Consider the following 25,927-nt stretch of genomic DNA (forward strand, 5'->3'; position numbering starts at 1 on the left):
TGTACAATAATAAAGGGGCGGCACAAGTCCGCCCCATGCTTTTCTATTGTAACACAATTACAGCTTTGTTCACCGATTCACAGCTTTGCGTGGTTCAGAAGTTTCGTCTTGTAACACGACGTCTTCGACCGACGAATCAAACAGTTCTTCATCGAGTGCAAAGGTGTCCATGAACTGTGCAATGCGTTGTTCTGCATCTGGTTTTGCCGCGGCATCTTTAATGTATGAGAGCGGTTCACGTAATAATTGATTGATAATTGATTTCATGTGTTTTCCGATGACGGCTTTTTCACGGGCCGACATGTCCGGCAGTTTCCGTTCGAGGCTTTGCATCGTCTCTTGCTGAATTTTAAGCGATTGATCGCGAAGTTCCGTAATGATTGGAACGACACCAAGCGTCGTCATCCATCCTTCAAACTCAGCGATGGCAGCTTCAATCCGTAACTCGATTTTAGCCGCTTCTTTCATCCGTTCCGCCATGTTCTGTTGGACGATTGATGTTAAATCATCGACGTCATATAAATGAACACCAGGTAAGTCACCCGCTGTCGGCTCGATATCACGTGGTACCGCGATGTCGATCAACAGGAAGGGACGGTCACTGCGGAACAGTTGAGCAGCGGCGATATCTTCCCGCTTGATGATCGCCCGTTTGGCACCGGTAGAAGAAATGACGATATCAGCGCGAAGAAGACCACATTGCATTTCGTTAATCGAATGTGCAGACCCTTCGAAACGATTCGCAACTTCTTCTGCTTTCGCAAGCGTTCGGTTAAAGACCGTGATATCTCGCGCACCGGCCTCATACAAGTTCAACGTCGTCAATTCACCTGTTTCCCCGGCACCGATGACGACAATTGATTTATCTTCAAGAGAACCGAGTAATTGTTCTGCAAGTGTCACGGCAGCAGCACTGACAGAAACGGCACTCTCCCCGATTCCTGTTTCAGCATGAGCACGTTTCGCAAGCGTTACCGCTTCCTTAAATAGTTTGTTGAAGACCGTTCCCGTCGTTTCTAATTTTTGCGCTGTAAAGAAACTTGTCTTCACTTGACCTAAAATTTGCGTTTCCCCGACGATCATCGAATCAAGACCACTCGTCACTCGGAACAAGTGCTTCATCGCATCAAATCCTTCATGGATGAATAAATACGGTTCAAGTTCTTCCATCGTCAAACCGAACCAGTTCGCAAGAAAACGTTTTGTATAGTAGCGTCCTGTGTGTGGTTGATCCGTCACGACATATAATTCGGTCCGGTTACAAGTCGACACGATGACGCTCTCGAAAATACTCTTTTCATCTCGTAACGCCACGACCGCTCCCTTCATCTCATGTTCCCCAAATGAGACTTGTTCGCGTATTGATACAGGCGCCGTCTTATTATTTAAACCGACAACTACGATATGCATGCGCTCTACCCCTTACGTCTAAAGATTTCATTCTCCTCTATCTTTTGTTCTCTACTCTACATTATAACCATTATAAAAAAGATTCCAATCAATTTATAAACTAAAATGAGTCAAAGTTGTGAAAAGTATTCTTTCATCCTATCCCTCTCTCGGATAAATCACAAACCCTCTGCTCGAATGTTTCAGCAGAGGGCTTATCGTTAGGATTTGGAAGAATCGGTAATGATTGTTGAGCTCTCGGTCTGCAAGTCGAACTGTTGCTGACGTAAACGATAAATACGAGCAATGTTCTGGATGACGACTTTGGAGACAGCATATGTCGGAACAGCCAAAATGACGCCGATGATACCGGCGATTTTACCGGCGACGAGCAAGACGATGATGATCGTCAACGGATGAACTTTTAACGTTTTCCCTTGAACATACGGAGAAATTAAATTCGATTCAATTTGTTGTGCGATAACGATCGTGATGATTGCATAAAGCGCCTTGATCGGATCATCGATGAATCCGACGATGACGGCAGGAACAGCCCCGATATATGGTCCAAGATACGGAATGATGTTCGTCACCGTACAAAATAATGCGAGTAACAAAGCGTATTGAATATCTGAGATGAAGAAACCGATTAACGACATCAATCCGACGCAGAGTGAGACGATGACTTGACCATTGACGTAGTGCTTAACCGTCACGTGCATGTCATGTAAGATGTTACGTGTTTCTGCCTCATAACCTTTCGGTAAGAGTTTAACGACCGAGTCAGGAAACTTGTACCCGTCAAGCAGCATGTAGACGAGAATGAACGGAACGAGCACGACGATTAGAACCGTCGAAGAGATGACACCGAAAATGGTTCCGACAGATGCCGAAACGGACTTGAAGAGCGTTCCGATATATGACGTCGCTTCATTCGTCCACTCGTCAAACAATTCCGTATTGTGTTGAACCCAGTTCGAAATAAAACGATTGTCCATCAATTGATCGCGTAGATTCAACGTTTGATCACGTAGTTCTACGACAAGATTCGGGATGCTCGTGACAAACTCCGTCACCTGTTTGACGAGGATTGGACCGATCAACGTAATGATGAGCGTCAAAATCCCGACAAAAGCGAGTAAAACAATCAGGACGGCAAGTCCACGTTTTTTGACACGTTTTTGTAAGGCATCAACGATTCCAAGTGTAAAGTAATAAAAAATTCCTGCAATGATAAGTGGTGGGAAAATTAACGCAAGCATCACTTTAATCGGTTGGAATAAAAATGAGATTTTCGTCCCGACCCAGATGACTAAGAAAATCGTTAGTATCCAAAGTAATGCTTTAAACCATTTGTTTCGAAGTAAGTCCACGAATAAGCCTCCTACAGTTTTCAATTCCGGTATAGCATATTTTTTAAAGCTGCTATTCCATTAATTTGTTATTATTTCATCTTTTTCATCAAGATTTACGCTGGATGAAAGCTATGCCCAAAAGAGAACTGGAAATAATCTTTATCTTTTTACAATATTAAGTATAGATACATCGCTATTTTTTATCTATATTATTTTCGAAATAATAAATTAAAAGGCAATGTTCATCTTGTGAACATTGCCTTTTACCTTCAATCAGTTGTACCTCTTACAAATGAGCATAAATCGCTTCCCATGCCGCATCGACACCTTCGCCCGTTTCTGAAGAAAACGGAATGAATGTATCTTGACCATCAAATTGCAGTTTCCGCTTGATGGCTGCGATTTGTTTATCCCGCTGACCACGCTTGATTTTATCAAGTTTTGTCGCGACGACGATGACGGATAAGTCATAGTACTTTAAGAAGTCGTACATGATGACATCATCTGCCGATGGTTCATGACGAATGTCAACGAGTAAGACGACACCTTTTAGTATTTCACGTGTCGTGAAATACTTCTCCATCATTTTTCCCCAGGCTTCCCGTTCCGTTTTCGAAACTTTCGCGTAGCCATATCCGGGTACATCGACAAACATGAGCTCATCATTGATATTGAAGAAGTTCAACGTTTGTGTTTTCCCTGGTTTTGATGAAGTACGTGCGAGTGCCTTCCGCTGGACGAGCTTATTGATGAACGACGACTTTCCGACGTTCGACCGTCCCGCAAGTGCAACTTCGGGAAGAAGTGGTTCCGGATAATGCTCCGGATTGACACCACTTGTAATAAAATCTGCTTTATAAATTTTCATGTTACTCTCCTTTTAATGCATGTTCGAGTACTTGGTCCATCGTAGCGACCGGAATGAATCGAATCCCATCTCGAACGGTTTCTGGAATCTCATCGATATCGCGCGTATTGTCTTGTGGCATTAAAATCGTCGTCAATCCTGCACGATGTGCCGCGAGCGATTTCTCTTTTAGACCACCGATTGGTAAGACACGACCACGTAACGTGATTTCGCCTGTCATTCCGACGTCGCGCCGGACTGGACGTTTCGTCAGAGCAGAAATCAAGGCTGTCGCAATCGTAATCCCAGCTGACGGGCCATCTTTCGGTACGGCGCCTTCCGGTACGTGGATATGAATATCCTGTGTTTCATAGAAATTCGGGTCAATTCCAACTGCTTCAGCGTTCGCTCGTACGAAGCTGTATGCTGTCTGAGCCGACTCTTGCATGACGTCACCAAGTTTACCCGTTAATTGCAATTTTCCTTTACCTGGCGCAAGACTGACTTCAATCGTCAGTGTGTCGCCCCCAAATGCAGTATACGCTAAACCGGTCACCGCGCCAATCGTATCTTCTAATTCTCCTTGACCATACCGGTAGATCGGCTTCCCTAAGAAGTCTGGTAAATTCCGTTTCGTCACCGTGACACGTTTCTTTTCACCCATCGCGATTTGTTTCGCCGCCTTACGACAAAGCGACCCTAACACACGTTCCAAGTTCCGGACACCGGCTTCTCGTGTATACCGTCGGACGACTTCCTCGAGCGCGTCCGGTTTGACTGTTAATTGACTCTTTTTCAAGCCATGTTCTTTGATTTGTTTCGATAGCAAGTGACGGACCGCAATTTGTGCTTTCTCTTGCTCCGTATAACCACCGATTTGAATCAATTCCATCCGGTCAAGTAAAGGTCCCGGAATGTTCGAGACATCATTCGCCGTTGCGATGAATAACACGTTCGATAAATCGAACGGCTCTTCGATATAGTGATCAGAAAAGCTATTGTTTTGCTCAGGATCGAGCACTTCAAGCATCGCAGACGATGGATCCCCACGGAAGTCATTCGACATCTTATCGATTTCGTCGAGTAGGAAAACCGGATTGTTCGTACCTGCTTGTTTCAGTCCACGAATGATTCGTCCCGGCATCGCTCCGATATAGGTCCGGCGATGGCCGCGGATCTCTGCTTCATCTCGTACACCACCAAGCGATACACGGACGAACTTCCGTTCAAGAGCGGTCGCGATGGAACGTGCAAGTGAAGTCTTCCCGACCCCCGGAGGACCTGCGAGACATAGAATCGGTCCACGTAACGAATCCGTCAATTGACGGACAGCTAAATACTCGAGAATCCGTTCTTTTACTTTTTCGAGACCGTAGTGATCTTCATCGAGTTGTTCCGACGCCGCTTCGACGTTCAAGAAATCATCCGTCGCCTCATTCCATGGAAGCGAGAAGAACCATTCCAAGTAATTTCGAATGACACCATGTTCCGGACTCGTCGCCGGTACGACGGCTAACCGATTGATTTCTTTTTCAACGTTTGCAATGGCTGTGTCTGATAAATCGAGCATCGCTAGCTGTTCTTTATACTTCACAGCATCACTTTCAGCAGAAACTGCTTCCCCTCCGAGTTCTTGTTGAATCGTTTTCAACTGTTCCCGAAGGTAATAGTCACGTTGGGATTGTTCAATCGTTTTTTTCGTCCGTTCCCGCATTTCTCGCTCTAGCTCAACGACTTCATACTCATGCTTCATGACATCGAGCAACATCAAGCCCCGCTCGACCGGATCATTTTCTTCTAGGAATTCTTGTTTTTTTGCAAGTTCAATCGGCAATTTCGACGTGATGTAATCCGTCAAAGAATCTAGGCGTTCATACGTTTCAAAACGACGTCGTTCATCTGTCCCGATGCCTTTGATACGGGATACGAGTTGACCGAATTGTTCTTTAATCAAGCGGACGAGCGCCTCTTGTTTTGCACCTTTGATATCGATTTTCTCAATCGGTTCGATGACTGCTTGATACCCTTCATCCGTTTCACTGACTTGTTCAATCCGAACACGTTCCTTACCGATGACGCGGACGCGGACCGTATCATTGCCAAGCTCACTCATCTTCGCGATTTGGACAAGTGTTCCGATCGTATGCAGTCCGTCAACCGATGGTTCTGCTTCTGGGTCGCGTTGCGTCACGACGACCAAATCAATTTCATGTTCCTTTGAAGCGAGTAACGCTTTTAGTGAAACTGGTCGACCAACATCAATCGTCAAGCCGATTAATGGATAGGCGACGACGCCACGAAGTGGTAAAAGTGGATATTGTTTTGTCTTCATCAAATTCCTCCTAAACAAAAAAGGCTCGGAAAGGCGTACAAGTAGCCTCCGAGCCGATTTGTCACGGTGTTACGCCGTTTCTTTTTCTTTACCTTGTTCAATTGTACCATCTTTCAACTCAAGCGTCGGACCACGCTTACCAGTCAACGTTTCAGCTGTAATGATGACTTTTGCGATATCTTCACGTGATGGTATTTCGAACATGATTTCAAGCATCGTTTCTTCGATGATCGAACGTAAACCACGTGCACCGGTTTTCCGTTTGATTGCGAGTTTCGCGATTTCAATTAGTCCCTCATCTGTGAAGTCGAGTTCGACATCATCAAGTTGAAGCATTTTTTTATATTGTTTGACTAACGCATTTTTAGGTTTCGTCAAGATTTGGACGAGTGCATCCTCATCGAGTGGTTCGAGTGTCGCCATGACTGGCAGACGACCGATGAACTCGGGGATTAGTCCGAACTTTTGGAGATCCTCTGGTAATGCGGCAGCAAGAATTTCTTTTTGCGTAAAGTTACGGTTTTCAGAGTCATTTCCGAATCCGATGACTTTTTTACCAAGACGACGTTTAATCGATTGGTCGATTCCATCAAATGCTCCACCGACGATGAAAAGAATATTCGTCGTATCGATTTGAATGAATTCTTGATGTGGATGTTTACGTCCACCTTGTGGCGGTACGCTCGCAACTGTTCCTTCTAGAATTTTAAGAAGTGCTTGTTGCACCCCTTCCCCTGATACATCACGTGTGATGGAAGGATTTTCAGATTTACGGGCAATTTTATCAATCTCATCAATATAGATGATTCCTTTTTCTGCTTTCTCGACATCGTAATCAGCAGCTTGAATGAGTTTCAAGAGGATGTTTTCAACATCTTCCCCAACATATCCAGCTTCCGTTAAACTTGTCGCATCCGCAATCGCGAAAGGAACATTTAAGATACGTGCCATTGTTTGTGCAAGAAGTGTCTTACCACTACCTGTTGGTCCAATCATGACGATGTTAGATTTAGAAAGCTCGACATCATCTGCCCGACCACCGGCGTTGATTCGTTTGTAATGATTGTACATTGCGACAGACAAAGACTTTTTGGCTTTCTCTTGACCGATGACATAATCATTTAATGTCTCACGAATTTCATGCGGTTTTGGTACGTTCTTTAGTTCGACTTCTTCTTCTGTACCAAGTTCCTCTTCAACGATTTCATTGCAGAGTTCGATACATTCATCGCAAATGTAAACGCCAGGTCCAGCAACAAGTTTGCGCACTTGCTCTTGTGTCTTTCCGCAGAAAGAACATTTTAGCTGACCTTTCTCTTCGTTAAATTTAAACATAAAGGTCCACCCCTTTAACGTGGAAGTTGTATAGATACGTTTCGCATCCAATCTCACGTTTTACTATTAATGATTGTAGCACGAACAAGGAAAGTCTTTCAAATCTTGGACGAGCGTTTTACAGTTTGATTTGAAGATTTTGATAATGTTTGTCCTTGTTTGACCTATCGTACAAAAAAAACGACTTCAAGACCAGAAATAGGTCTTGAAATCGTTTAGTTAAGTTTAAAAACTTATTTCGTTTTAGCATTATCAACGAGAACGTCGATTGCTTTACGGAACTGAAGATCACCTTTAAGCGTGTCGAGACCACCTTGTGGTGCGAGCATCGTTTCAAGTTGATCAGCAGGGATGTTGTAGAGTTCAGACATCGATTGAAGTTCAGCTTGCGCTTCTTCTTCGTTCACTTCGATGTTTTCATCTGCAACAATTTGTTTCAGAACGAGACGTGCTTTAACACGTTCTTCTGCTTGTTCTTTCATTTCAGTACGCATCGCTTCTTCTGTCGTTCCAGTTAACTGGAAGTACATGTCGAGTTCGATACCTTGTGATTGAATGCGTTGTGTGAATTCTTGGACCATACGCTCAACTTCGTTGTCGACCATAACTGCAGGAAGATCAACTGTCGCGTTTTTAGTCGCTGCTTCAACCAACTCATCACGCATTGAAGCATCAGCTTCTTGTTTACGTGTGTTTTCAAGACGTGTACGGATTTTTGTTTTCAACTCATCAAGAGAAGAAACTTCTTCGTCCATTTCTTTAGCGAACTCATCTGTCAATTCAGGGAGTTCTTGTGCTTTAACTTCGTGGATTGTTACTTTGAATACGACTGGTTTACCAGCGAGTGATGCTTCATGGTACTCTTCTGGGAAAGTAACGTCGATATCTTTTTGCTCACCAGTTTTCAGACCGACCATTTGCTCTTCGAATCCTGGAATGAAGTTTCCTGAACCGATGACGAGTGAATAGTTTTCAGCAGTTCCGCCGTCGAATTGGTTGTCCCCATCAAAACCTGCGAAGTCGAATACGACCGTGTCGCCATTTTCGATGACGCCGTCTTCTTTTACGACGAGCTCTGCTCCACGCTCTTGCATTGTTTTGAGTTCAGCATCGACATCTTCGTCAGTAACGTCAGTTTCGACAGCTGTGTACTCAAGACCTTTGTACTCACCAAGAGTTGCTTCAGGTTCGATGACGAACGTGATTTTAAACTCAACTGGTTTTCCTTTTTCGAGTGTTTCAACGTCGATGTTTTCAAGCGCGATTGGCTCGATACCTGATTCGACGACAGCACCTTCGATTGTATCTTGATACAAGATATCAAGAGCATCTTGATAAAGTGCTTCTTCACCGTACATTTTGTTAAACATTGTGCGTGGCATTTTTCCTTTACGGAAACCAGGTGTGTTCAAAGTCTTAACGACTTTCTTGAACGCTTGGTCTACCGCTTTATCAAATGCTTCAGCAGGCGCTTCATACGTGAGAACGCCGAGGCTACCTGATTGTTTTTCCCATTTTGCAGTCATGCTGAGTCCCTCCAAAATTGTCAATTAGCGTACATGTGTGTACAACAAGTCACATTATAGCACATCCATTCCGAGCATTACCACTGTTGAACGAATGGATTCCTCGCATTTCCTATATCGCCGTCTTCTCGTACGCTTTTCCCTCTTCTAACATCTGATGAGCACTATCGTATAAGTCACGCGCAAGTGCCCCGAGTTCTTTTTCGGGCACATCACGTTCGAACGTCATTCCAGCGAGTGCATCAAGCGTTTCAATCATCTCGACCGGGTCCATATCGAATAAATCGACTTCCTGATCGAGGTGGAGCATTTGATGCCAGGACAACATTAATAGCGCTCGAAAAGGATCGAGCCGTCTTAAGCTAAATAAAACTTCTTGCACTCCTAGCAGTTGCGCCTGCTGTTGTTCCAACCGTCTACGTAGCTGCTTGGCGGAATCGAATGTCACGTCAAGCTGCAAACGTTCGATTCGAAGCGTTAAAGGAAAACATGAGTCGTCCGTCATTAATTGCAATAATAACGTATGAAGGACGATCAAACTTTGTTGTCTTACGTCCTCGCCGATTGCATAAGAGGTGCAAAGATACCGTCTCAATTCAGGCGCCTTTTCAAGCGTCAGTCCACGTAACTGCTCGAATTGTTGTTCGTACGTTCCTGTTTGAAAAACGTTTATCCATTCCGCTTCCGACTTCCCGACCGATTTCCGCGTTAAAAACGATTCGTCCGAACGTGCTTCCTTGTCTGGTTCCGTTTGCCGTCCAAGCATTGATGCCGCTTCCTCCAACTTAACTGCTAGACCGTATGGTAAGTATGGTGAGGCTGTCCGAAGCGCGACACGAAGCGGGTATGCCTGTCCATGCTCAAAGAGGAAGAGCGCAAGCACTTGCTCAACTCCTTCGACTGTCAAAAACGATTCCGCCATTTTGATGAAGCGTTCTCGTTCTTCTTTACTCTCAGAAAAAGCATCTTGCATCGTATATACCCTATACAAAATGTCGTCATCACTCATCGCCACGTCATCGAGTCGCTTCATCCGTTCATCTCGCTCGACCCTCGTCATCCGTGCGAGTCGCATCCGTTCCTGTTCCAGCGGTCGTTCCATCCAACGGGATTCACTCATGCGCTCTCCTCCTCTACCAATCATTCTTATTTTGTGAAGGGATCGAGTCGTTCCGTCCAACTAGATATTGCGTCTTGCAGTCGTTGTCCTTGTTCGACTCCAAGATGATTCAACGTATCAAGCGAGACGTCCGTCTCAAGAAGACGTGTCATCGACTCTGATTGATCGACATACTGCTTTAACTTATCACTCAAACTCTTTAGTTCGGCCGGCGGACTGTCGAGACTAGACAGACGTTCGTCGATTTGATCGAGCTCTTTCTCTAACTTTTGAACCGTCTCATCATTTTTCAGCTTTTCCATTTGTTGATCCAGTGTTTGTTCTGGATTTGCCGATTCGCGTGCCTTCTCCGCTGCTTGATCGAGCTTAGCCGAGAGCTCTGACGTGACACGTGATGTATCTTTCGCAATTGTTTGTAGTTCCGCTGCATAATCAACATTATTTTTCACTTCGACGACTTGTTGTTTTGCATCGTCGACCGTATTCGTTATTTCGCTACAACCAGCTAGAGCAACTGTCAGAAGGAGGATTCCACCGATTCGTTTCCTCATTGTCCACATCCCCTTTTTAAGTTCATGATACCTTGATTATAATCGAAAATCATAATAAAAAAAAGAGACCGCCCTCGTAAGGGCAGTCTCTATTTTAATTATAGCGTCCCAAGAGGGATTCGAACCCCCGACCGACGCCTTAGAAGGGCGTTGCTCTATCCAGCTGAGCTATTGGGACGTGTCAACACGAATAAACTATACTAAAACAATTCTTTCGTGTCAATCACATTACAAAAAATCTTTTCTTAAAGCGTGCCTTCTAAATGTAAAGCATTAATCTGTTCACCTGTCAGATCGTAAAAATCAACGGAATACGCATCTTCTTCAAGCGTCAAAATCGCATACGTTTTTTCAGGACGGTGTCGCGGCATACGAATCGAACCCGGATTGATGAAGAGTTTACCATCCTTTTGTTCCGCTTTCGCCACGTGCGAATGACCATACAACACGACCTGTGCTGCTTTTTGATCCGCATGATGGACTAATTGATCGAGGCTGTATTTCACGTCTTGACGATGACCATGGACACATAATAGATTGACTGCGCCAAAAGGCTCAAGTACCTCATCGGCAAAGTCGTTACCATAATCGCAATTCCCTTTAACGACACGATAGGGATATAATGATTCGTCCATCCGTGTCAACTGTGAGTCTCCACAATGATACGCAACCTCTGCTTCCGGATGCCGTTCGACGATTGTCAGAAGTTCCGATTCGAGACCATGGCTATCACTAACGATTAACGCTTTCATCGTTGATCACTCTCCTAAAAAAGTAGTCAGTGCTAATTCAAGTTTTTTCAACGCATTCCCGCGATGACTAATCGCCGCTTTCTCATCTTTTGTTAACTCGGCGGCCGTTTGATTTCGAGATGGGACAATGAACAAAGGATCATAACCGAAACCATGCTCACCTTTCGCTTCGAATCCGATGAGACCTTCCATCGTACCGCGTACAGTCAACGTCTCCCCAGAAGGTTTTGCAAGTGACAATGCACAGACGAAGCGCGCTGTCCGCTCTTCGATTGATCGATTGCCCAATTTCTCGAGCAACAATGCATTATTCGCTGCATCTGATTTTTCTAGACCTGCAAAACGCGCTGAGTAGACACCAGGCGCCCCGTCGAGCGCGTCGACTTCGAGTCCCGAGTCGTCGGCAAGAACCGCGTGACCGAAGTAAGCAGCTGCTTCTTTCGCTTTCAGTTCAGCATTTTCTTCAAAAGTTACACCCGTTTCATCCGTCTCAGGTGCAGCTTCGTAATCCAGTAGAGAAGATACGTCATAACCTAGTTTCCCGAGCATCGCTTCGAGTTCTTTCACTTTCCCGGCATTGCGGGTCGCGACGATGATTTTCATCGGTGTTCCCCCACTTCTTCTCCAACATACCACCACGAAGCACCTAATGCGTCTTGACCGGCACGCAGGAGTTCTTCAATACCCTTTTCCCCAAGTTCGAGCATATCGAGCATTTCACGTTTCGAAAATGTCGCCTCTTCACCTGTCGCCTGCATCTCGACGATTTTCCCTGAAGAGGTCATGACTAAGTTCAAATCAACATCGGCTGCAGCATCCTCTTCATAACAGAGATCAAGGAGCAGCTCTTGACCGACCTTTCCAATCGAGACGGCTGCGATTCCTTCTTTGATTGGTGTATCCGTCAGTTTCCCGCTTTGAATCAGACCGTCTACTGCGAGGACGAGGGCAAGAAAACCGCCTGTGATCGCAGCCGTTCTCGTTCCGCCATCCGCCTGAATGACATCACAATCAATCCAGACCGTTCGTTCACCTAGTTTTTCTAAGTCGACGACAGCACGTAACGCCCGACTGATCAAACGCTGGATTTCCATCGTCCGACCTGTCTGTTTACCACGGACCGACTCGCGCGCTGTCCGTTGCGCCGTCGCACGTGGTAACATCGCATATTCCGCATTGATCCAGCCATGACGTTTCCCCCGTAAAAAGGGTGGGACTTTCTCTTCGACCGTTGCCGTACACAAGACCCGCGTGTCTCCGACTGCGATCATGATGGAACCTTCCGCATGTTTATTCACGTTCGTCTCAAACGCAATCGCTCGCATCATCGTAGATTCTCGTTGATCGATTCTCATGTCGTTTCCTCCGTTCCGAGTACTAATCGTTTTGCTTGGATTGGTTGACTCAACCAATCGGTCGCGATCCGTTCAAAGGAACGCGTGTCACCTGTCGCATGATACACATGTTCCGGTATAAAATCATTTCCTGCTGCAATTCCATTGTAGTCGAGGAGAGCCGCGACTTCGAGCGCCGTCTCGTCTCCTGAAGAAATCAATTGGACGTCTGGTCCGATGACTCGTCCAATGACATCTGCGAGCAGCGGATAATGGGTACACCCTAAAATCAATGTGTCCATGTCGTACGAAAGCAATGGACGTAATGTATTGGCGACGACACGTTCGACGTAAGCACCTGTCGTCTGTGAGGACTCGACGAGCGGGACGAACGGCGGACATGCAAGTGATTCGACAACAACTTGCCCTTCGACATGTCGTAATGCCTTTTCATAAGAATTGCTCTCGACCGTCATCTTCGTCCCGATGACACCGATTCGTTTCGATCGCGTTACCTTGACTGCCGCCCGTGCTCCTGGGTCGATGACGCCAATGACTGGAATCGTCAATTTTTCCCGTGCTTCTTTCAGGACGACTGCCGTCGCTGTATTACAGGCGATGACAATCAGTTTGACATCCTGCGCGACAAGATAATCAATCATCTCCCATGTAAATTGCCGGATTTCTTCTTCCGGTCGTGGTCCATAGGGACAGCGTAATGTATCCCCGACATATATGATTTGTTCATGAGGAAGCTGCCGCATCAGCTCACGCGCGACCGTCAAGCCGCCGACCCCAGAATCTAATACTCCAATTGGTTTGTTCACGTCATATCTCACCTTCCTATCCTCTATGGTAACAAAAAAGGACGACGGTGCAAGACCGGCGTCCGAGAATGTAGATAAAAGGATTACTGAGCAAGACCTTCGCTTGTCAGCATGTCTGAAAGAGTCGTGATTGCTTCAGAAGCATCGTCACCGTTTGCAACGATTTTGATGTCTGAATCTTTAGCGATACCGAGTGAAAGTACACCCATGATCGACTTAAGGTTAACAGTCTTTCCGTTGTACTCCAAGTTGATATCTGATTGGAATTTTGAAGCTGTGTTGACAAGTTGTGTTGCAGGACGAGCATGAATGCCTGAATCTGCGATGACTTTGAATGTTTTTTCCATGATTAAGAAATCTCCCTCCACTAATAACGTACTAGTGAGTCGTTTTCGAATATGTGAACTCATTATCAAATGATAACGGATTCGAATCGATTCTGCAAGGAATTTTTATAGGCTTCATCCCATGGAAAAGCATTCCCAGCACGATCGATTTGTACCATCGATGTTCGTCCTGTAAACATCAGTTGCTCTTCGTCATCGAATGCCGCGTAATGGACGTCACACGAGGCTTTTCCGACTTGAACAGGATAGGCGTAGACTGCAAGCCGCGTCCGTGGATAAACTTGGCGGATGTAGTTACACTGCGCATCCGCGACGACGACGATTCCGTCATCTGCTAACGAGTAGCCTGTCTCTTCAAGCATCAACGTCCGGACATCCTCAAAATAGACGAACGGGACTCGATTGTTCATATGACCGTAGGCATCCGTCTCAGCGAAGCGAACCGCAACATCGAGTCTCGTCCCGTGTTTCATTTGACTTAACCACCCATCTAAATCTTCGATATAACTAGGTACACGCACGTAAATTCCCTCCTGAATATAAAAAGAAGGAGCAGCGCCCCTTCTTTTTTATGAATTAATTGCTAACCGCTTCTCCTGTACGACCTTCGTCGCTACCGAAGAATTTTTTGAACGAGTGTAATGTCGTCTGACGGTTCATTGCCGCAATCGATGTCGTAAGCGGAATCCCTTTCGGGCAGACCTCAACACAGTTTTGTGCATTACCGCATTGCATGATGCCGCCATCTTCCATCAATGCTTCCAGGCGCTCTTCTTTATGATAGGCACCTGTCGGGTGTGAGTTGAAGAGACGAACTTGTGAGATCGACGCTGGTCCAATGAAGTTCGAACGGTCATTGACGTTCGGACATGCTTCAAGACAAACGCCACACGTCATACATTTTGAAAGTTCATACGCCCATTGCCGTTTGTTCTCTGGCATCCGTGGTCCTGGACCAAGGTCATACGTCCCATCGATTGGAACCCATGCTTTTACTTTTTTGAGTGCGTCAAACATCCGTTGACGGTCAACTTGTAAGTCGCGCACAATCGGGAACGTCTGCATCGGTTGCAAACGAATCGGTTGTTCGAGCTTATCGACGAGCGCTGTACATGATTGACGTGGTGTCCCGTTGATGACCATCGAGCACGCACCACATACTTCTTCAAGACAACCCATGTCCCAGTTGATCGGCGTCGTTTTTTCACCTGCCGCATTGACAGGATTCCGGCGAATCTCCATCAATGCTGAAATGACGTTCATGTTCGGACGATACGGGACTTCGAAAGCTTCATCATAGGCTTTTCCGTCTGGTCCATCCTGACGTTGCACGATGAACTGAACCGGTTTTTGTTTTGTTTCTTGTTCGAGTGGTGTCGCCATTATGCTTTCACCTCTTTCTTCGACTTCTTGCTGTAGTCGCGTTTGCGTGGTGGAATCAGTGATGTATCGACTTCTTCGTAATAGATTTCAGGATGACCGTTTGTATAACGTGCCATCGTCGTTTTTAAGAACCGCTCATCATCACGCTCTGGGAAGTCTGGCTTGTAGTGGGCGCCACGACTCTCGTCACGTTGAAGGGCACCGAGTGTGATCGCTTCCGCTAAATCAAGCATGTGATCGAGCTGACGGATGAAGGATGCGCCCTGGTTACTCCAGCGTGCCGTATCCGTCGCCGAGATCCGCGTGAAACGTTCCCGTAATTCTTTAATCTTCGTCAACGTCTGTTCGAGCTTATCGTTATACCGGACAACGGTTACGTTATCCGTCATGACTTCACCGAGCTCACGGTGGATTTGATACGCATTTTCTGTCCCTTCCATCGCCAAGATATCATTGAATCGATCGATTTCAGCGATTTTATGCGCTTCAACGACCTCTTCCGGCATATCATGGACAGAAGTTTCAAGTTCGTTCATATAGGCAATCGCTGCTGGACCCGCAACCATTCCGCCATAAACGGCAGAGAGAAGTGAGTTCGCACCGAGACGGTTTCCACCGTGCATCGAGTAATCACACTCACCAGACGCGAACAATCCTGGGATGTTCGTCATTTGATCGTAATCGACCCATAATCCACCCATCGAGTAATGGACGGCCGGGAAGATTTTCATCGGTACTTTCCGTGGATCGTCACCAACGAACTTCTCATAAATTTCTAAGATACCGCCGAGTTTGACATCAAGCTCTTTTGCGTCTTTGTGTGAGAGATCGAGATACACCATGTTCTCCCCGTTGACACCAAGCTTTTGATTGACACAGACATCAAAGATTTCACGTGTCGCGATATCACGCGGGACGAGGTTTCCGTATGCCGGATATTTTTCTTCGAGGAAGTACCACGGTTTCCCGTCTTTATACGTCCAGACACGTCCGCCTTCACCACGTGCCGATTCGCTCATCAGACGGAGCTTATCGTCACCAGGAATCGCTGTCGGGTGAATCTGGATGAACTCACCGTTCGCATAAATCGCACCTTGCCGGTAAACAGCCGCTGCCGCTTGTCCCGTATTGATGACCGAGTTCGTTGATTTACCGAAGATGACACCGGGTCCACCCGTCGCTAAGATGACCGAATCCGCTGCGAATGCTTCGATTTCCATCGAACGTAGATTTTGACACACCGCACCACGACAAATCCCTTCTTCATCAATGACTGCGCGAAGGAATTCCCATCCTTCATATTTTTCTACCAAACCTTGCGCTTCAAACTTACGTACTTGCTCATCAAGTGCGTACAGTAATTGTTGTCCTGTCGTTGCTCCCGCATAAGCCGTCCGGTGATGGAGTGTTCCTCCGAAACGCCGGAAGTCGAGTAAGCCTTCCGGTGTCCGGTTAAACATGACGCCCATCCGGTCGAACATATGAATGATTTTCGGAGCCGCTTCTGTCATTTTTTGAACAGGCGGTTGGTTCGCGAGGAAGTCGCCACCATACACCGTATCATCTAAATGCTGGTAGGGTGAGTCACCCTCCCCTTTTGTATTGACCGCACCGTTGATGCCGCCTTGGGCACATACGGAGTGTGATCGTTTAACGGGTACGAGTGAGAATAACTTTACTGGTACTCCTTGTTCTGCTGCTTTTATCGTAGCCATCAACCCGGCAAGCCCTCCACCGATGATGACAAGATTTTTGTTCGCCATGTTGTCAGTTCCCCTTTCCTTACAACACGCCTGCAAACGTTAAAATCGAGCGTACGCCTACAAACGATAAACCGATGAATACGAGGGCCGCCACATAAGACATCGCGCGTTGAGACGCTGGTGACTGTGTGATTCCCCATGTGATGCAGAACGTCCAAAGTCCGTTCGCAAGGTGGAATGTCGTCGCTAGAATCCCGACGATATAAAACGTGAGCATGAATCCGTTATCGACGATGTTTTGCATCATGCTTGCATTAACTTCCGTCCCCATTGCTGCCGCAATCCGCGTTTCCCAGACATGCCATGTAATGAACACGACGAGGAAGACACCTGTGAAGCGTTGTAAGACATACATCCAGTTCCGGAAGTATGTATAACGTCCTGTGTTCGCGGAACCTGTGAATGCGATGTAAACACCGTAGACACCATGTAAAATGATGGGTATGAAGATGACAAACACTTCTAGAAACAGTCGATACGGAACGTTCCCCACGAATTCCGCAGCCTTATTGAAGTCTTCCTCCCCTCGAACGATGAAATAGTTCGTCGTAAGATGAGAAAGTAAAAATAACCCGATTGGAATGACGCCGAGCAGTGAGTGTATTTTACGACTCACGAAATCACGATGATTCGCCATCCAAATCCCCCCTTTTGTTTGCCAATCAAACGTTGGCGCATTTTGGTAGAAAAGCGCTTTCATAAGGAAATTCGTCTTTTCATCACTTATTCTACTCCTGTCCTTTTTATAAGACAACCCGAGCCGTTGCATTTAACTGCAAATAACTGCAAATTTTTTTAGGAAAACAATGACCATCGAGAATTAGCTCGCTATAATAGTTTCAGAGATAGGAGTGAATCATCATGGAATCAACACCAAACACCGCGTCAACATTCGGCATCGAACTGATCCGCGATTACGTGTTAAGCGATCTACTCGGTAACGATTATCGTCAAGTCATCTACTGGGCAGGTAAGCGACTTGCCCGGCAATTCCCCGTGTTGAACGAGGACGAATTAATTCCTTTTTTCGTAGAGGCCGGTTGGGGTACCCTCTCCCTTACGAAAAAAAAGGGGACGACTTTTTCTTTTGAACTTTTACCACCGGAATCAACTAAAGCCGAGCGACCGACCGGCTATTTTCAACTTGAGGCAGGCTTTTTAGCCGAACAGGTTGCCAAGTTGAACGGATTTGTCGCTGAAGGATATGCTGAGATGGGGAAAGAGTGCGTACATATTACCATCCAATTCGATCCGAAAGATCCTCTTGATCGTTCGAACTGATACGTGTTTCTCTAATACGATTCGTGTTAGCATGAAACTTTTTTCGTCACGTAATCGTATAAAGTAGTCGATCATATATTCGAGGAGGAATTACGATGTTCAAGAAATTAGCAGCAGACTTAACAGGATTCAGCGATATCGGTCAAGTCATTCATCCGGACGATTTTGATAAAGCCGCCGCCGACGATTACGTGCTCCATGAGGACGGCGAAAAAATTTATTTTTTAATCAAATCCAAAAGTGATGAGTACTGCTTTACGAATTTAGCATTGATTCACCTCGACGGGGAAAGCGCCGTCAGTTCAAAGCGTGTCCTCTATCGCTATCCGTACGCCCATTATCCGATTCGTCATGTCATGTTCGAAACAGCAGGAACGGTCGACTTGGATGTCGAGATCAAATTCGAAATCGGCGGAAAGCATTACTCGATCGACGTCGATAAAAAACAGCTCGAACATGTCAAAGACCTTTATAAAGCACTTCTTGCGATTGCTGAAAAGCAATATGAAGGACAAAAGATGCTCGAGTTCGCCAATAACTCGCTCAATCATTCCGTGACGATTCTCGGTGGCATCCGGCAAGCTGAAATGGATGTTCCACAAGCCTTTAAAGCATTATCACAAGAATCGTTTGATTGGTTAGAAGGACATTACCACCGTTGGAACCAAAAAGACTTCGGAGCGTTTTACGAAAAATATATCAACAACTAATTTCGTTAACGTAGAGCAACGCATCTTCAGATTCTAATGCACACCACTAGGGGACCTCCGTCAATCGGAAGTCCCCTACTTTTATTCTTCATTTTCTTGACTCAAATATTCCGCGACCGATTCAGCCAATTTTACAGGTAGACCGGCTTCCGTCAACTGTTCGATGTTCGCTTTCTTTAAGCTGCGCATCGAACCGAAATGGCGAATCAACTGCTGACGGCGTTTTGGGCCGACACCCGGTATGTCATCGAGTACCGAGCGGGTCATCCCTTTCGAACGTAATGATCGGTGGAAGGTGATTGCAAAACGGTGAACTTCATCTTGCATGCGCTGGAGAAGATAAAAGGCACTCGAGCGCGGATGGAGTTCAATCAGTTGCCCACCTTCACCGAATAATAGTTGGCTCGTCCGGTGTTTATCATCTTTTTTGAGCGAACCGACGGGTAAATCCAAACCGAGCTCGTCTTGAATGACTTCCAGCGCTGCATTCAATTGTCCGAGACCCCCATCAATCAACACTAAATCGGGAAGACGTGCCCCTTCTAGCAATAAGCGACGATAACGACGACGGACGATTTCGCGCATCGATTCATAATCATCCGGTCCCTTGACCGTCTTAATCTTAAATTTACGATACTCTTTTTTAAGCGGTTTTCCGTCTTCGAACACGACGAGCGCCGAAACGGCGTCCGCCCCTTGGATATTGGCATTATCGATGATTTCAATTCGCGATAACGGATGAACATCAATCGCGTCAGCCAGTTCCTGGACTGCCTGGACCGTTTTCTTTTCATCACGCGCAATCAATTCAAACCGTTCTCCAATTGCGTTTTCGGCATTCTTCGTCGCTAGATCGAGTAACTTCCGCTTCGATCCACGGACCGGTACATGAACGCGAATTCCAATCGCCTCTTTCAATAACAGTTGGTTGACGAGTGGCGGAACATACATCTCGCTCGGTTTGATATTCTTTTCGTAGAACTGAACGATGAAACTTTCTAATTCTTCCGCGGGTGTCCCGTAAATCGGGAACAGAGACACGTCTCGTTCAATCATTTTCCCTCCCCGTAAGAAGAACACCTGGACACACATCCACCCTTTGTCGACGTAAATTCCAAAAACGTCACGGGACGTCAAATCTGCCGTAATCATGTTCTGTTTGTTCATGATGGAGTCGATGGCGCGGATTTGATCACGTAGTTCGCCTGCCCGTTCAAATTCCATCGCTTCTGCCGCTTCGCCCATCTTCGTCTGTAAAGATGCGACGAGCTCTTTTGTTTCTCCCGATAAAAAACGACGGATTTCTGAGACGAGTTCTTTCTGTTCCGTCTCTAAACCCTGAATTTCGCACGGTCCAAGACATTGTCCGATGTGGTAATAGAGACAAAGCTTCTTCGGCATCGGCTGACACTTACGTAGCGGATAAAGGCGGTCAAGCAGACGCTTCGTCTCGTTAGCGGCATACGCATTCGGATAAGGTCCGAAATAATGTCCTCCATCTTTTTTTAACTTCCGGGTCGTAATCAGCCGCGGATACGTTTCATTCGTAATTTTTAGGTACGGATAGGACTTATCATCTTTTAACATGATGTTGTATTTCGGATCATGTTTTTTAATCAGCGTCATCTCGAGGAGTAACGCTTCGAGTTCGCTCCCTGTGATGATATATTCAAAATCACGGATATCCGCGACAAGTCGTTCTGTTTTCAAATCATGCGCTCCTGTAAAATAGGACCGGACCCGATTCTTTAGATTTTTGGCTTTTCCGACATAAATGACTTCTCCAAATTCATTTTTATGCAAATAACAACCTGGTTCGTCAGGTAAGAGGGATAGTTTCGCCTTGATATGTTCTTGATGGCTCACAAAAATGTCTCCTTCCACCGTTTTTAGTTTTGCCTTATAGGGTAAACATCTTACAACGATTATGACACATGGAGGATAAAATATGCGTACATATGATTGCATTATAATTGGAACAGGCTCTGCTGGGAATCAAGCAGCTTATAAATTCGTCGAGAAAGGACTTCGCGTCGCGATAATCGAAAATTTCACTCCAGGTGGAACATGCGCTCAACGTGGATGTGATGCAAAAAAAATTCTTTTGACTGGCAGTGAAACAAAAGATGCTGTCGAGAGATTGCTCGGTTATGGTCTTAAAGGACTCATCTCCATCGATTGGCGTCAATTGATGGAACGAAAAAATGAATATACACGTGCCATCCCGGAACAAACACGTGCGCGTTATGACGAAATCGGAATCGACTATTTTCACGGTGAACCCCGATTCCTCTCGAAAGAACGGATCGTAGTCGATGACACTGAACTCGAAGCGAAACACTTTTTGCTTGCCACTGGCTTGCGACCACGCGAATTGTCGATTCCAGGAAGCGAACGCTTCTTGACGAGCAATGAATTTTTAGAATTACGAGATGTCCCGCGGCGCCTTGTCTGCATCGGCGGCGGATATATTTCATTCGAGTTCGCTCACCTCGCCCGCATCGCCGGGGCAGAAGTCACGATCGTGTTACGGTCCCGTCCTTTAAAACAGTTTGAACAGGAACTTGTCGAAGTGTTGCTCGAAGCGACTCAAGCACTCGGGATTAAAATCGTGCATAGTGCAGAAGCTGTCTCCTATCATGGCACGACGCTTCAACTATCAAATGATACGACGGTCGAAACCGATGTCGTCTTAAATGCTACCGGTCGTGTCGCGAGCGTCGACCAGCTCGACCTAGAAAAAGCAGGTGTCGAATACGAAGAAAAAGGCATCCATGTCAATGAATACCTCCAGTCGTCTACTTCAAACATCTTTGCTGCAGGTGATGTCGCGCTCAGTGGCAACCCCGCCTTAACCCCGTTCGCAGGAACCGAAGGGAGTCTTGCGGCACATAACATGATTGAAGGACCTTCTCGAAAACTAGAGTTATTACCGGTGCCGAGCGTCGTCTTTACTGCACCGAACGTCACGCAAGTCGGGCAAACGGAAGCGGCTTTGAAAAAAGCTAACATATCCTATCGCGGTCACTTGATTGATACCTCTTCCTGGCAGACGAATGTCCGCATCAAAGATCCCTTTGCGCGTGCTAAAGTACTGATTGGTGACGATGATCAAATTCTCGGCGCTCATTTCATCGGGGTTCACGCCGCTGAACTTGCGAACTATTTTTCATTCGCAATGCAACACCGGATTCCAAGTTCCGCCTTGCAACAAACGAGTTTCGCTTATCCGACACCCGCTTCCGATATTTCTTCGTTACTCGTTGATTAAATTTTTGTCAGGAGGTTCCGATGATTCGTTACGGCTATACGATCCTTTACATTGATGACCCCAAACAGACATTGATGTTTTATCATGAAATATTAGGTCTACCAATCAAAGCGCGGCATGGAAGTTATGTCGAATTTGACACGGGCACGACGACACTCGCCTTTAATACGAAAGAGGATGTACGAACGCTGATTGCGTACGACATCCCGGACAAGACCGGACCGCAGTCACTCGAAATCGGATTCATTACTGATGATGTTAAGGACGTATACGAACGAATCATCGTAGCAGGATTCTCTTCAATCCTCGCTCCAACGGTTAAACCGTGGGGACAAACCGTCGCTTATGTACTTGACCCGGACGGTCACCTCGTCGAGCTCTGTTCACCGATGTCTTGACTACATCTCCCTTTAAAGAAAAAAGAAACAGCGAGACAATCCTCAGCCACATCTTTCGGTAGTATCGTGCTGTTAGTTTAAACAAACGACAAAGAGAGTGCCTCCGTATTTCAGGAGGCACTCTCTTTGCCGGCGTATGGACAAACTCTTATGAAGCTACAGCAAAGCTGCAGGGTCGCGACAGCTTGCAATCTAAAGCGTCTGTAAGCATGAGTTTCCTTCACGGTATGACATAAAAAGCGTCACGTTTCGTTGACTCCTACGGGAAAAAGTGCGTTTTCAACGCACGTTCAGAGGCAGGCAAGACCCTGCTCGTTGTCCGTAAGGACCAAGGAGCAACGGCTTGCGCCTCGCCCGAGGAAAGCAACGAAAAAAGACGCTTGATCTTCCAATATCACGTTGTTTACAGTCTGAAAAAAGAGTGCCTCCGTATTTCAGGAGGCACTCTCTTCTTTATAAAACATTCAACGAATTAGTTTGATTCAACGAATTCTTTTAATGCATCTTTAGGCATGAAGCCCATTGTTTTATTAACCGGCTCACCGTCTTTGAAGAGAACGAGTGTCGGGATACTTTGTACTTGGAACGCGCCAGCGATTTCTGGGTTAGCGTCGACATCAACTTTAACGATTGTTACGTCTTGCATATCTGCATCGAGTTCTTCGAGAACTGGAGCGAGCATACGGCAAGGTCCGCACCAAGTTGCCCAAAAGTCAACGAGGACGAGTCCTTTTTGTGTATCTTCTTTAAATGATTGGCTAGTTGCGTGTACGATTGCCATGAAATATTACCCCCTAAATTTTAGATTCATTTCATGTTTGCTACAGCAAAAGTGAAATCAACCTGTTTACTGATTTGAGTATAGCACAGCGATGTCGTTCGATAAAAGAAACTGCTCACGACGATTTTTACGCCGCCCACCGTGCAGAAAAAGAGGAGCAGAGGATGATTCCTCCGCCCCACTTTTTAAATTAATGAACGAGCATTTTCTTGAATTCTGCTGTCAATAATGGCACAACATCAAACAAATCTCCGACGATGCCATAATCTGCGACCGAGAAGATATTCGCTTCCGGATCTTTGTTGATGGCGACGATGACTTTCGCATTCGACATGCCTGCCAAGTGTTGAATCGCTCCGGAAATGCCACAGGCGATGTAGAGATCCGGTGTAACGACTTTCCCCGTCTGGCCAATCTGTAACGCATAGTCACAGTAATCAGCGTCACAGGCGCCACGAGAAGCGCCGACTGCCCCGCCAAGTAAATCCGCTAATTCCTGTAACGGTGCAAACCCATCGGCACTCTTGACACCACGTCCACCCGCAACGATGATTTTCGCCTCTGATAAATCGACCCCGCCCGTTGCTTTACGAATGACTTCAGAAACGATGGTCCGTAAATCTTTTAGTTCGACCGTTACTGCTTCAATCAATCCGTCCGAACTGCCTTCCGCTAACGGCTCGATGTTATTCGGTCGGACCGTAAACAGTGTTTTACCTTCTGTGACTTTTACCTTTTCAAAGGCTTTCCCTGAGTAAATCGGTCGGATGAACAACGCATCCGCTCCGCTTCCCTCGATTGATGTGACGTCACTGATTAAACCGGCTTCGAGCTTCGCTGCAATTTTGGGTGACAAATCTTTTCCGAGCGACGTGTGACCGAAGACGAGTACATCCGGTGACACACGGTCAATCAGTTGCATGAAGACTTGTCCATAACCGTCCGGTGTATAGTGAAGAAGACGTGCGTCCTCTACGACGAGAACCTGGTTCGCCCCACGCGTCGCGAGTTGTGCCGCATCTTTTGCTACGTTTTCCCCAATCAAGGCGACGACGACTTCATCTGCTACAAGTTTCGCTGCCGCAATCGCTTCAAACGAAACATTTCGTAAATTACCATCACGTGATTCTGCAAGTACAAGTGCTTTTGACATATCGTTCATTCCCCCTTAGACTACTTTTGCTTCGTTTCGTAATAGCGCAGCGAGTTCTTCGACTTGTGTCGAGATCTCCCCTTCGAGCACTTTACCAGCGGCTTTGTTCGGTGGTAAAAAGCGTTCGACTGTCTCGAGACGTGGTGCTAGTTCATCTTCGTCCAGTTCAAGATCTGAGAGATCTAATTCTTCAAGTGGTTTCTTTTTCGCTTTCATGATTCCAGGAAGACTAGGGTAACGCGGTTCGTTTAACCCTTGTTGTGCCGTGACGAGTAACGGTAACGACGTTTTGATGACTTCCGTGTCCCCTTCCGAGTCACGTGTGACGACAGCATCCGTTCCGTCGATCTCTAACTTCGTGATCGTCGTGACATATGGTATGTCAAGCAACTGTGCGACACGTGGTGCGACTTGTCCGCTTCCACCGTCAACCGCTACGTTCCCGGCGATGACTAAGTCAACGTCTTGTTCCTTCAGATAACCAGCGAGGACTTCAGAAACCGAGAAATGATCCGCTTCTTCTACATCGTCCTCAATCGAAATACGAACCGCTTTGTCAGCCCCCATTGCAAGTGCTGTTCGTAATTCTTTATCCGCATCTTCCGGTCCTACTGTTAAGACGGTTACGACTCCCCCTTGTGCATCCCGCACCCGAATCGCTTCCTCGACCGCATACTCATCATATGGATTGATGATGAACTCTGCTCCGTCTTCCTCAATCTTACCGTTTTCGAGCTGGATTGCTTCTTCCGTATCAAACGTCCGTTTTAACAACACATAGATTTCCATCACTAGCTCCCCCTTGTCAACTTCTATTCACCATCATCCGTTGTATCCGCTTACAAAAAGCTTGTCTTGAAAAGGGCTTAACTCAGCCCTTTGATCAGCATTCGATGAATACCATGTTGCGTTTCCAATAAATCATATTTAAAGCCACTCGCCATCCAACTCGTGACGACTTCATCAATCGTCCCGAAGACCATTTGTCTCGCCAACCGATAATCCAGTTCGGCTGAGAACTCGCCTGATGCGATCCCATTGTGAATGACACGGTCAATTAAATGGAGATATGGTTTGAGGACGGTCGCAATCTTTTGCCGCATCTCTTGATTTGACTGCCGTAACTCGATTTGTGTGACGACGGCCAAATCATAATCGACGGACAGTTGCTCCAAGTGTGCCTCAATCAATGCAGCGAGTTGTTTCGTCGCTGATTGATGATTCGCGATTTGAGCTTCTGAATACTCGATGAAACTCCCCATCTTCGCTTCGAACAAAGAGATCAACAGGTGTTCTTTGTTTTTAAAGTAAAGATAAATCGTCCCGTCTGCGACGCCTGCTTCTTTCGCGATGGCTGTTACTTTCGCGCCATGATAACCGTTTTTTGCAATCACTTTGACTGCTGCATCAATGATGCGATCACTCTTAGACATTGTTCTTTTCATAAAGATATCTCCTAACAAATAAAATGA

Annotated in this window: 26 protein-coding genes and 1 tRNA gene; 4 read left to right on the forward strand and 23 right to left on the reverse strand. The window is 46.2% G+C overall.

The features are described from left to right. Positions 1-69: 69 nt before the first annotated feature. The 18 genes from hemA to AC0VYQ_RS11085 form a co-directional block, all read right to left on the reverse strand. Positions 70-1,410, reverse strand: a complete 1,341-nt coding sequence (gene hemA, locus AC0VYQ_RS11000; protein ID WP_088837554.1) for a glutamyl-tRNA reductase — start codon at positions 1,408-1,410, stop codon at positions 70-72. Positions 1,411-1,610: 200 nt separating this feature from the next. After that, a complete protein-coding gene (locus AC0VYQ_RS11005; protein WP_214766512.1) occupies positions 1,611-2,762 on the reverse strand; it encodes an AI-2E family transporter in 1,152 nt (383 codons plus the stop codon). 268 nt (positions 2,763-3,030) lie between these two features. Further along, positions 3,031-3,612, reverse strand: a complete 582-nt coding sequence (yihA, locus tag AC0VYQ_RS11010) for a ribosome biogenesis GTP-binding protein YihA/YsxC (RefSeq protein ID WP_088837556.1) — start codon at positions 3,610-3,612, stop codon at positions 3,031-3,033. Position 3,613: 1 nt separating this feature from the next. Then, positions 3,614-5,923 (reverse strand): endopeptidase La, encoded by a 2,310-nt coding sequence (gene lon, locus AC0VYQ_RS11015; protein ID WP_475403563.1) that lies wholly within the window; start codon positions 5,921-5,923, stop codon positions 3,614-3,616. Between the two features lie 69 nt (positions 5,924-5,992). Beyond that, on the reverse strand, positions 5,993-7,258 hold the full coding sequence (gene clpX, locus AC0VYQ_RS11020) for an ATP-dependent protease ATP-binding subunit ClpX (protein WP_088837558.1): 1,266 nt from the start codon (positions 7,256-7,258) through the stop codon (positions 5,993-5,995). Between the two features lie 233 nt (positions 7,259-7,491). Then, positions 7,492-8,784 (reverse strand): trigger factor, encoded by a 1,293-nt coding sequence (gene tig, locus AC0VYQ_RS11025; RefSeq protein WP_088837559.1) that lies wholly within the window; start codon positions 8,782-8,784, stop codon positions 7,492-7,494. A gap of 112 nt (positions 8,785-8,896) precedes the next feature. After that, positions 8,897-9,904: a hypothetical protein gene (locus tag AC0VYQ_RS11030; protein WP_475403564.1), complete on the reverse strand. Its 1,008-nt coding sequence runs from the start codon at positions 9,902-9,904 to the stop codon at positions 8,897-8,899. Positions 9,905-9,930: 26 nt separating this feature from the next. After that, entirely contained in the window at positions 9,931-10,455 is a 525-nt protein-coding gene (locus tag AC0VYQ_RS11035; protein ID WP_475403565.1) for a hypothetical protein, read from the reverse strand. Between the two features lie 104 nt (positions 10,456-10,559). Further along, positions 10,560-10,633, reverse strand: a tRNA-Arg gene (locus AC0VYQ_RS11040). 67 nt (positions 10,634-10,700) lie between these two features. Further along, positions 10,701-11,207 carry a metallophosphoesterase family protein gene (locus tag AC0VYQ_RS11045; protein WP_088837562.1) on the reverse strand — a complete coding sequence of 169 codons (507 nt, stop codon included), beginning with the start codon at positions 11,205-11,207 and terminating at the stop codon, positions 10,701-10,703. Positions 11,208-11,213: 6 nt separating this feature from the next. Further along, entirely contained in the window at positions 11,214-11,810 is a 597-nt protein-coding gene (locus AC0VYQ_RS11050) for an XTP/dITP diphosphatase (protein WP_214766518.1), read from the reverse strand. Then, complete coding sequence (gene rph, locus AC0VYQ_RS11055; RefSeq protein ID WP_214766520.1) at positions 11,807-12,562, reverse strand: ribonuclease PH; 756 nt, start codon at positions 12,560-12,562, stop codon at positions 11,807-11,809. Before rph ends, AC0VYQ_RS11050 begins: the two co-directional genes overlap by 4 nt. Beyond that, on the reverse strand, positions 12,559-13,368 hold the full coding sequence (racE, locus tag AC0VYQ_RS11060) for a glutamate racemase (protein ID WP_214766522.1): 810 nt from the start codon (positions 13,366-13,368) through the stop codon (positions 12,559-12,561). The genes rph and racE overlap by 4 nt, the downstream gene beginning before the upstream one ends. A gap of 83 nt (positions 13,369-13,451) precedes the next feature. Further along, positions 13,452-13,715 (reverse strand): phosphocarrier protein HPr, encoded by a 264-nt coding sequence (locus AC0VYQ_RS11065; RefSeq protein ID WP_012371023.1) that lies wholly within the window; start codon positions 13,713-13,715, stop codon positions 13,452-13,454. A gap of 65 nt (positions 13,716-13,780) precedes the next feature. Then, the gene (locus AC0VYQ_RS11070; RefSeq protein ID WP_214766524.1) at positions 13,781-14,236 is read right to left on the reverse strand and encodes an acyl-CoA thioesterase; all 456 of its coding nucleotides are present in this window, start codon (positions 14,234-14,236) and stop codon (positions 13,781-13,783) included. Positions 14,237-14,291: 55 nt separating this feature from the next. Then, positions 14,292-15,098 (reverse strand): succinate dehydrogenase iron-sulfur subunit, encoded by an 807-nt coding sequence (gene sdhB / locus AC0VYQ_RS11075; protein ID WP_088837567.1) that lies wholly within the window; start codon positions 15,096-15,098, stop codon positions 14,292-14,294. Next, positions 15,098-16,861: a succinate dehydrogenase flavoprotein subunit gene (gene sdhA / locus AC0VYQ_RS11080; protein ID WP_159173051.1), complete on the reverse strand. Its 1,764-nt coding sequence runs from the start codon at positions 16,859-16,861 to the stop codon at positions 15,098-15,100. Before sdhA ends, sdhB begins: the two co-directional genes overlap by 1 nt. 19 nt (positions 16,862-16,880) lie before the next feature. Continuing rightward, on the reverse strand, positions 16,881-17,498 hold the full coding sequence (locus AC0VYQ_RS11085; RefSeq protein WP_029331096.1) for a succinate dehydrogenase cytochrome b558 subunit: 618 nt from the start codon (positions 17,496-17,498) through the stop codon (positions 16,881-16,883). Between the two features lie 224 nt (positions 17,499-17,722). Here AC0VYQ_RS11085 and AC0VYQ_RS11090 point away from each other — a divergent pair, with 224 nt between their 5' ends. Both AC0VYQ_RS11090 and AC0VYQ_RS11095 read left to right on the forward strand, forming a co-directional pair. Continuing rightward, positions 17,723-18,142: a YslB family protein gene (locus AC0VYQ_RS11090; protein WP_088837569.1), complete on the forward strand. Its 420-nt coding sequence runs from the start codon at positions 17,723-17,725 to the stop codon at positions 18,140-18,142. Between the two features lie 95 nt (positions 18,143-18,237). After that, the gene (locus AC0VYQ_RS11095) at positions 18,238-18,852 is read left to right on the forward strand and encodes a PH domain-containing protein (RefSeq protein WP_088837570.1); all 615 of its coding nucleotides are present in this window, start codon (positions 18,238-18,240) and stop codon (positions 18,850-18,852) included. Between the two features lie 81 nt (positions 18,853-18,933). On the opposite strand, the gene uvrC is transcribed toward AC0VYQ_RS11095, so the two are convergent. Further along, a complete protein-coding gene (uvrC, locus tag AC0VYQ_RS11100) occupies positions 18,934-20,718 on the reverse strand; it encodes an excinuclease ABC subunit UvrC (protein WP_214766530.1) in 1,785 nt (594 codons plus the stop codon). Between the two features lie 82 nt (positions 20,719-20,800). Between uvrC and AC0VYQ_RS11105 the strand changes: the two genes are divergently transcribed. Further along, the gene (locus tag AC0VYQ_RS11105) at positions 20,801-22,123 is read left to right on the forward strand and encodes a dihydrolipoyl dehydrogenase family protein (protein WP_475403566.1); all 1,323 of its coding nucleotides are present in this window, start codon (positions 20,801-20,803) and stop codon (positions 22,121-22,123) included. Positions 22,124-22,143: 20 nt separating this feature from the next. After that, positions 22,144-22,521, forward strand: coding sequence for a VOC family protein (locus AC0VYQ_RS11110; protein WP_475403567.1), 378 nt, complete (start codon positions 22,144-22,146; stop codon positions 22,519-22,521). 472 nt (positions 22,522-22,993) lie between these two features. On the opposite strand, the gene trxA is transcribed toward AC0VYQ_RS11110, so the two are convergent. From trxA to AC0VYQ_RS11130, 4 genes are all read right to left on the reverse strand, one after another. After that, entirely contained in the window at positions 22,994-23,302 is a 309-nt protein-coding gene (gene trxA, locus AC0VYQ_RS11115) for a thioredoxin (protein ID WP_029331102.1), read from the reverse strand. A gap of 190 nt (positions 23,303-23,492) precedes the next feature. After that, a complete protein-coding gene (locus AC0VYQ_RS11120) occupies positions 23,493-24,455 on the reverse strand; it encodes an electron transfer flavoprotein subunit alpha/FixB family protein (RefSeq protein ID WP_475403568.1) in 963 nt (320 codons plus the stop codon). Between the two features lie 15 nt (positions 24,456-24,470). Next, positions 24,471-25,244 carry an electron transfer flavoprotein subunit beta/FixA family protein gene (locus AC0VYQ_RS11125; protein ID WP_475403569.1) on the reverse strand — a complete coding sequence of 258 codons (774 nt, stop codon included), beginning with the start codon at positions 25,242-25,244 and terminating at the stop codon, positions 24,471-24,473. 77 nt (positions 25,245-25,321) lie between these two features. Further along, complete coding sequence (locus AC0VYQ_RS11130) at positions 25,322-25,900, reverse strand: TetR/AcrR family transcriptional regulator (protein WP_051667299.1); 579 nt, start codon at positions 25,898-25,900, stop codon at positions 25,322-25,324. Positions 25,901-25,927: the final 27 nt, after the last annotated feature.

The organism is Exiguobacterium sp. QJM3NY_9, from assembly GCF_056173545.1.

Excerpts from the sequence above, each read along its gene's own strand:
- AC0VYQ_RS11085 (WP_029331096.1), bottom strand. The coding sequence starts at position 17,498 with ATGGCGAATCATCGTGATTTCGTGAGTCGTAAAATACACTCACTGCTC.
- AC0VYQ_RS11125 (WP_475403569.1), bottom strand. The coding sequence starts at position 25,244 with ATGGAAATCTATGTGTTGTTAAAACGGACGTTTGATACGGAAGAAGCA.
- AC0VYQ_RS11030 (WP_475403564.1), bottom strand. The coding sequence starts at position 9,904 with ATGAGTGAATCCCGTTGGATGGAACGACCGCTGGAACAGGAACGGATG.
- AC0VYQ_RS11130 (WP_051667299.1), bottom strand. The coding sequence starts at position 25,900 with ATGAAAAGAACAATGTCTAAGAGTGATCGCATCATTGATGCAGCAGTC.
- AC0VYQ_RS11050 (WP_214766518.1), bottom strand. The coding sequence starts at position 11,810 with ATGAAAATCATCGTCGCGACCCGCAATGCCGGGAAAGTGAAAGAACTC.
- AC0VYQ_RS11105 (WP_475403566.1), top strand. The coding sequence starts at position 20,801 with ATGCGTACATATGATTGCATTATAATTGGAACAGGCTCTGCTGGGAAT.
- hemA (WP_088837554.1), bottom strand. The coding sequence starts at position 1,410 with ATGCATATCGTAGTTGTCGGTTTAAATAATAAGACGGCGCCTGTATCA.
- AC0VYQ_RS11045 (WP_088837562.1), bottom strand. The coding sequence starts at position 11,207 with ATGAAAGCGTTAATCGTTAGTGATAGCCATGGTCTCGAATCGGAACTT.
- trxA (WP_029331102.1), bottom strand. The coding sequence starts at position 23,302 with ATGGCAATCGTACACGCAACTAGCCAATCATTTAAAGAAGATACACAA.
- lon (WP_475403563.1), bottom strand. The coding sequence starts at position 5,923 with ATGAAGACAAAACAATATCCACTTTTACCACTTCGTGGCGTCGTCGCC.
- AC0VYQ_RS11120 (WP_475403568.1), bottom strand. The coding sequence starts at position 24,455 with ATGTCAAAAGCACTTGTACTTGCAGAATCACGTGATGGTAATTTACGA.
- AC0VYQ_RS11090 (WP_088837569.1), top strand. The coding sequence starts at position 17,723 with ATGGAATCAACACCAAACACCGCGTCAACATTCGGCATCGAACTGATC.
- clpX (WP_088837558.1), bottom strand. The coding sequence starts at position 7,258 with ATGTTTAAATTTAACGAAGAGAAAGGTCAGCTAAAATGTTCTTTCTGC.
- sdhA (WP_159173051.1), bottom strand. The coding sequence starts at position 16,861 with ATGGCGAACAAAAATCTTGTCATCATCGGTGGAGGGCTTGCCGGGTTG.
- sdhB (WP_088837567.1), bottom strand. The coding sequence starts at position 15,098 with ATGGCGACACCACTCGAACAAGAAACAAAACAAAAACCGGTTCAGTTC.
- AC0VYQ_RS11065 (WP_012371023.1), bottom strand. The coding sequence starts at position 13,715 with ATGGAAAAAACATTCAAAGTCATCGCAGATTCAGGCATTCATGCTCGT.
- AC0VYQ_RS11035 (WP_475403565.1), bottom strand. The coding sequence starts at position 10,455 with ATGAGGAAACGAATCGGTGGAATCCTCCTTCTGACAGTTGCTCTAGCT.
- AC0VYQ_RS11095 (WP_088837570.1), top strand. The coding sequence starts at position 18,238 with ATGTTCAAGAAATTAGCAGCAGACTTAACAGGATTCAGCGATATCGGT.
- AC0VYQ_RS11110 (WP_475403567.1), top strand. The coding sequence starts at position 22,144 with ATGATTCGTTACGGCTATACGATCCTTTACATTGATGACCCCAAACAG.
- tig (WP_088837559.1), bottom strand. The coding sequence starts at position 8,784 with ATGACTGCAAAATGGGAAAAACAATCAGGTAGCCTCGGCGTTCTCACG.
- yihA (WP_088837556.1), bottom strand. The coding sequence starts at position 3,612 with ATGAAAATTTATAAAGCAGATTTTATTACAAGTGGTGTCAATCCGGAG.
- rph (WP_214766520.1), bottom strand. The coding sequence starts at position 12,562 with ATGAGAATCGATCAACGAGAATCTACGATGATGCGAGCGATTGCGTTT.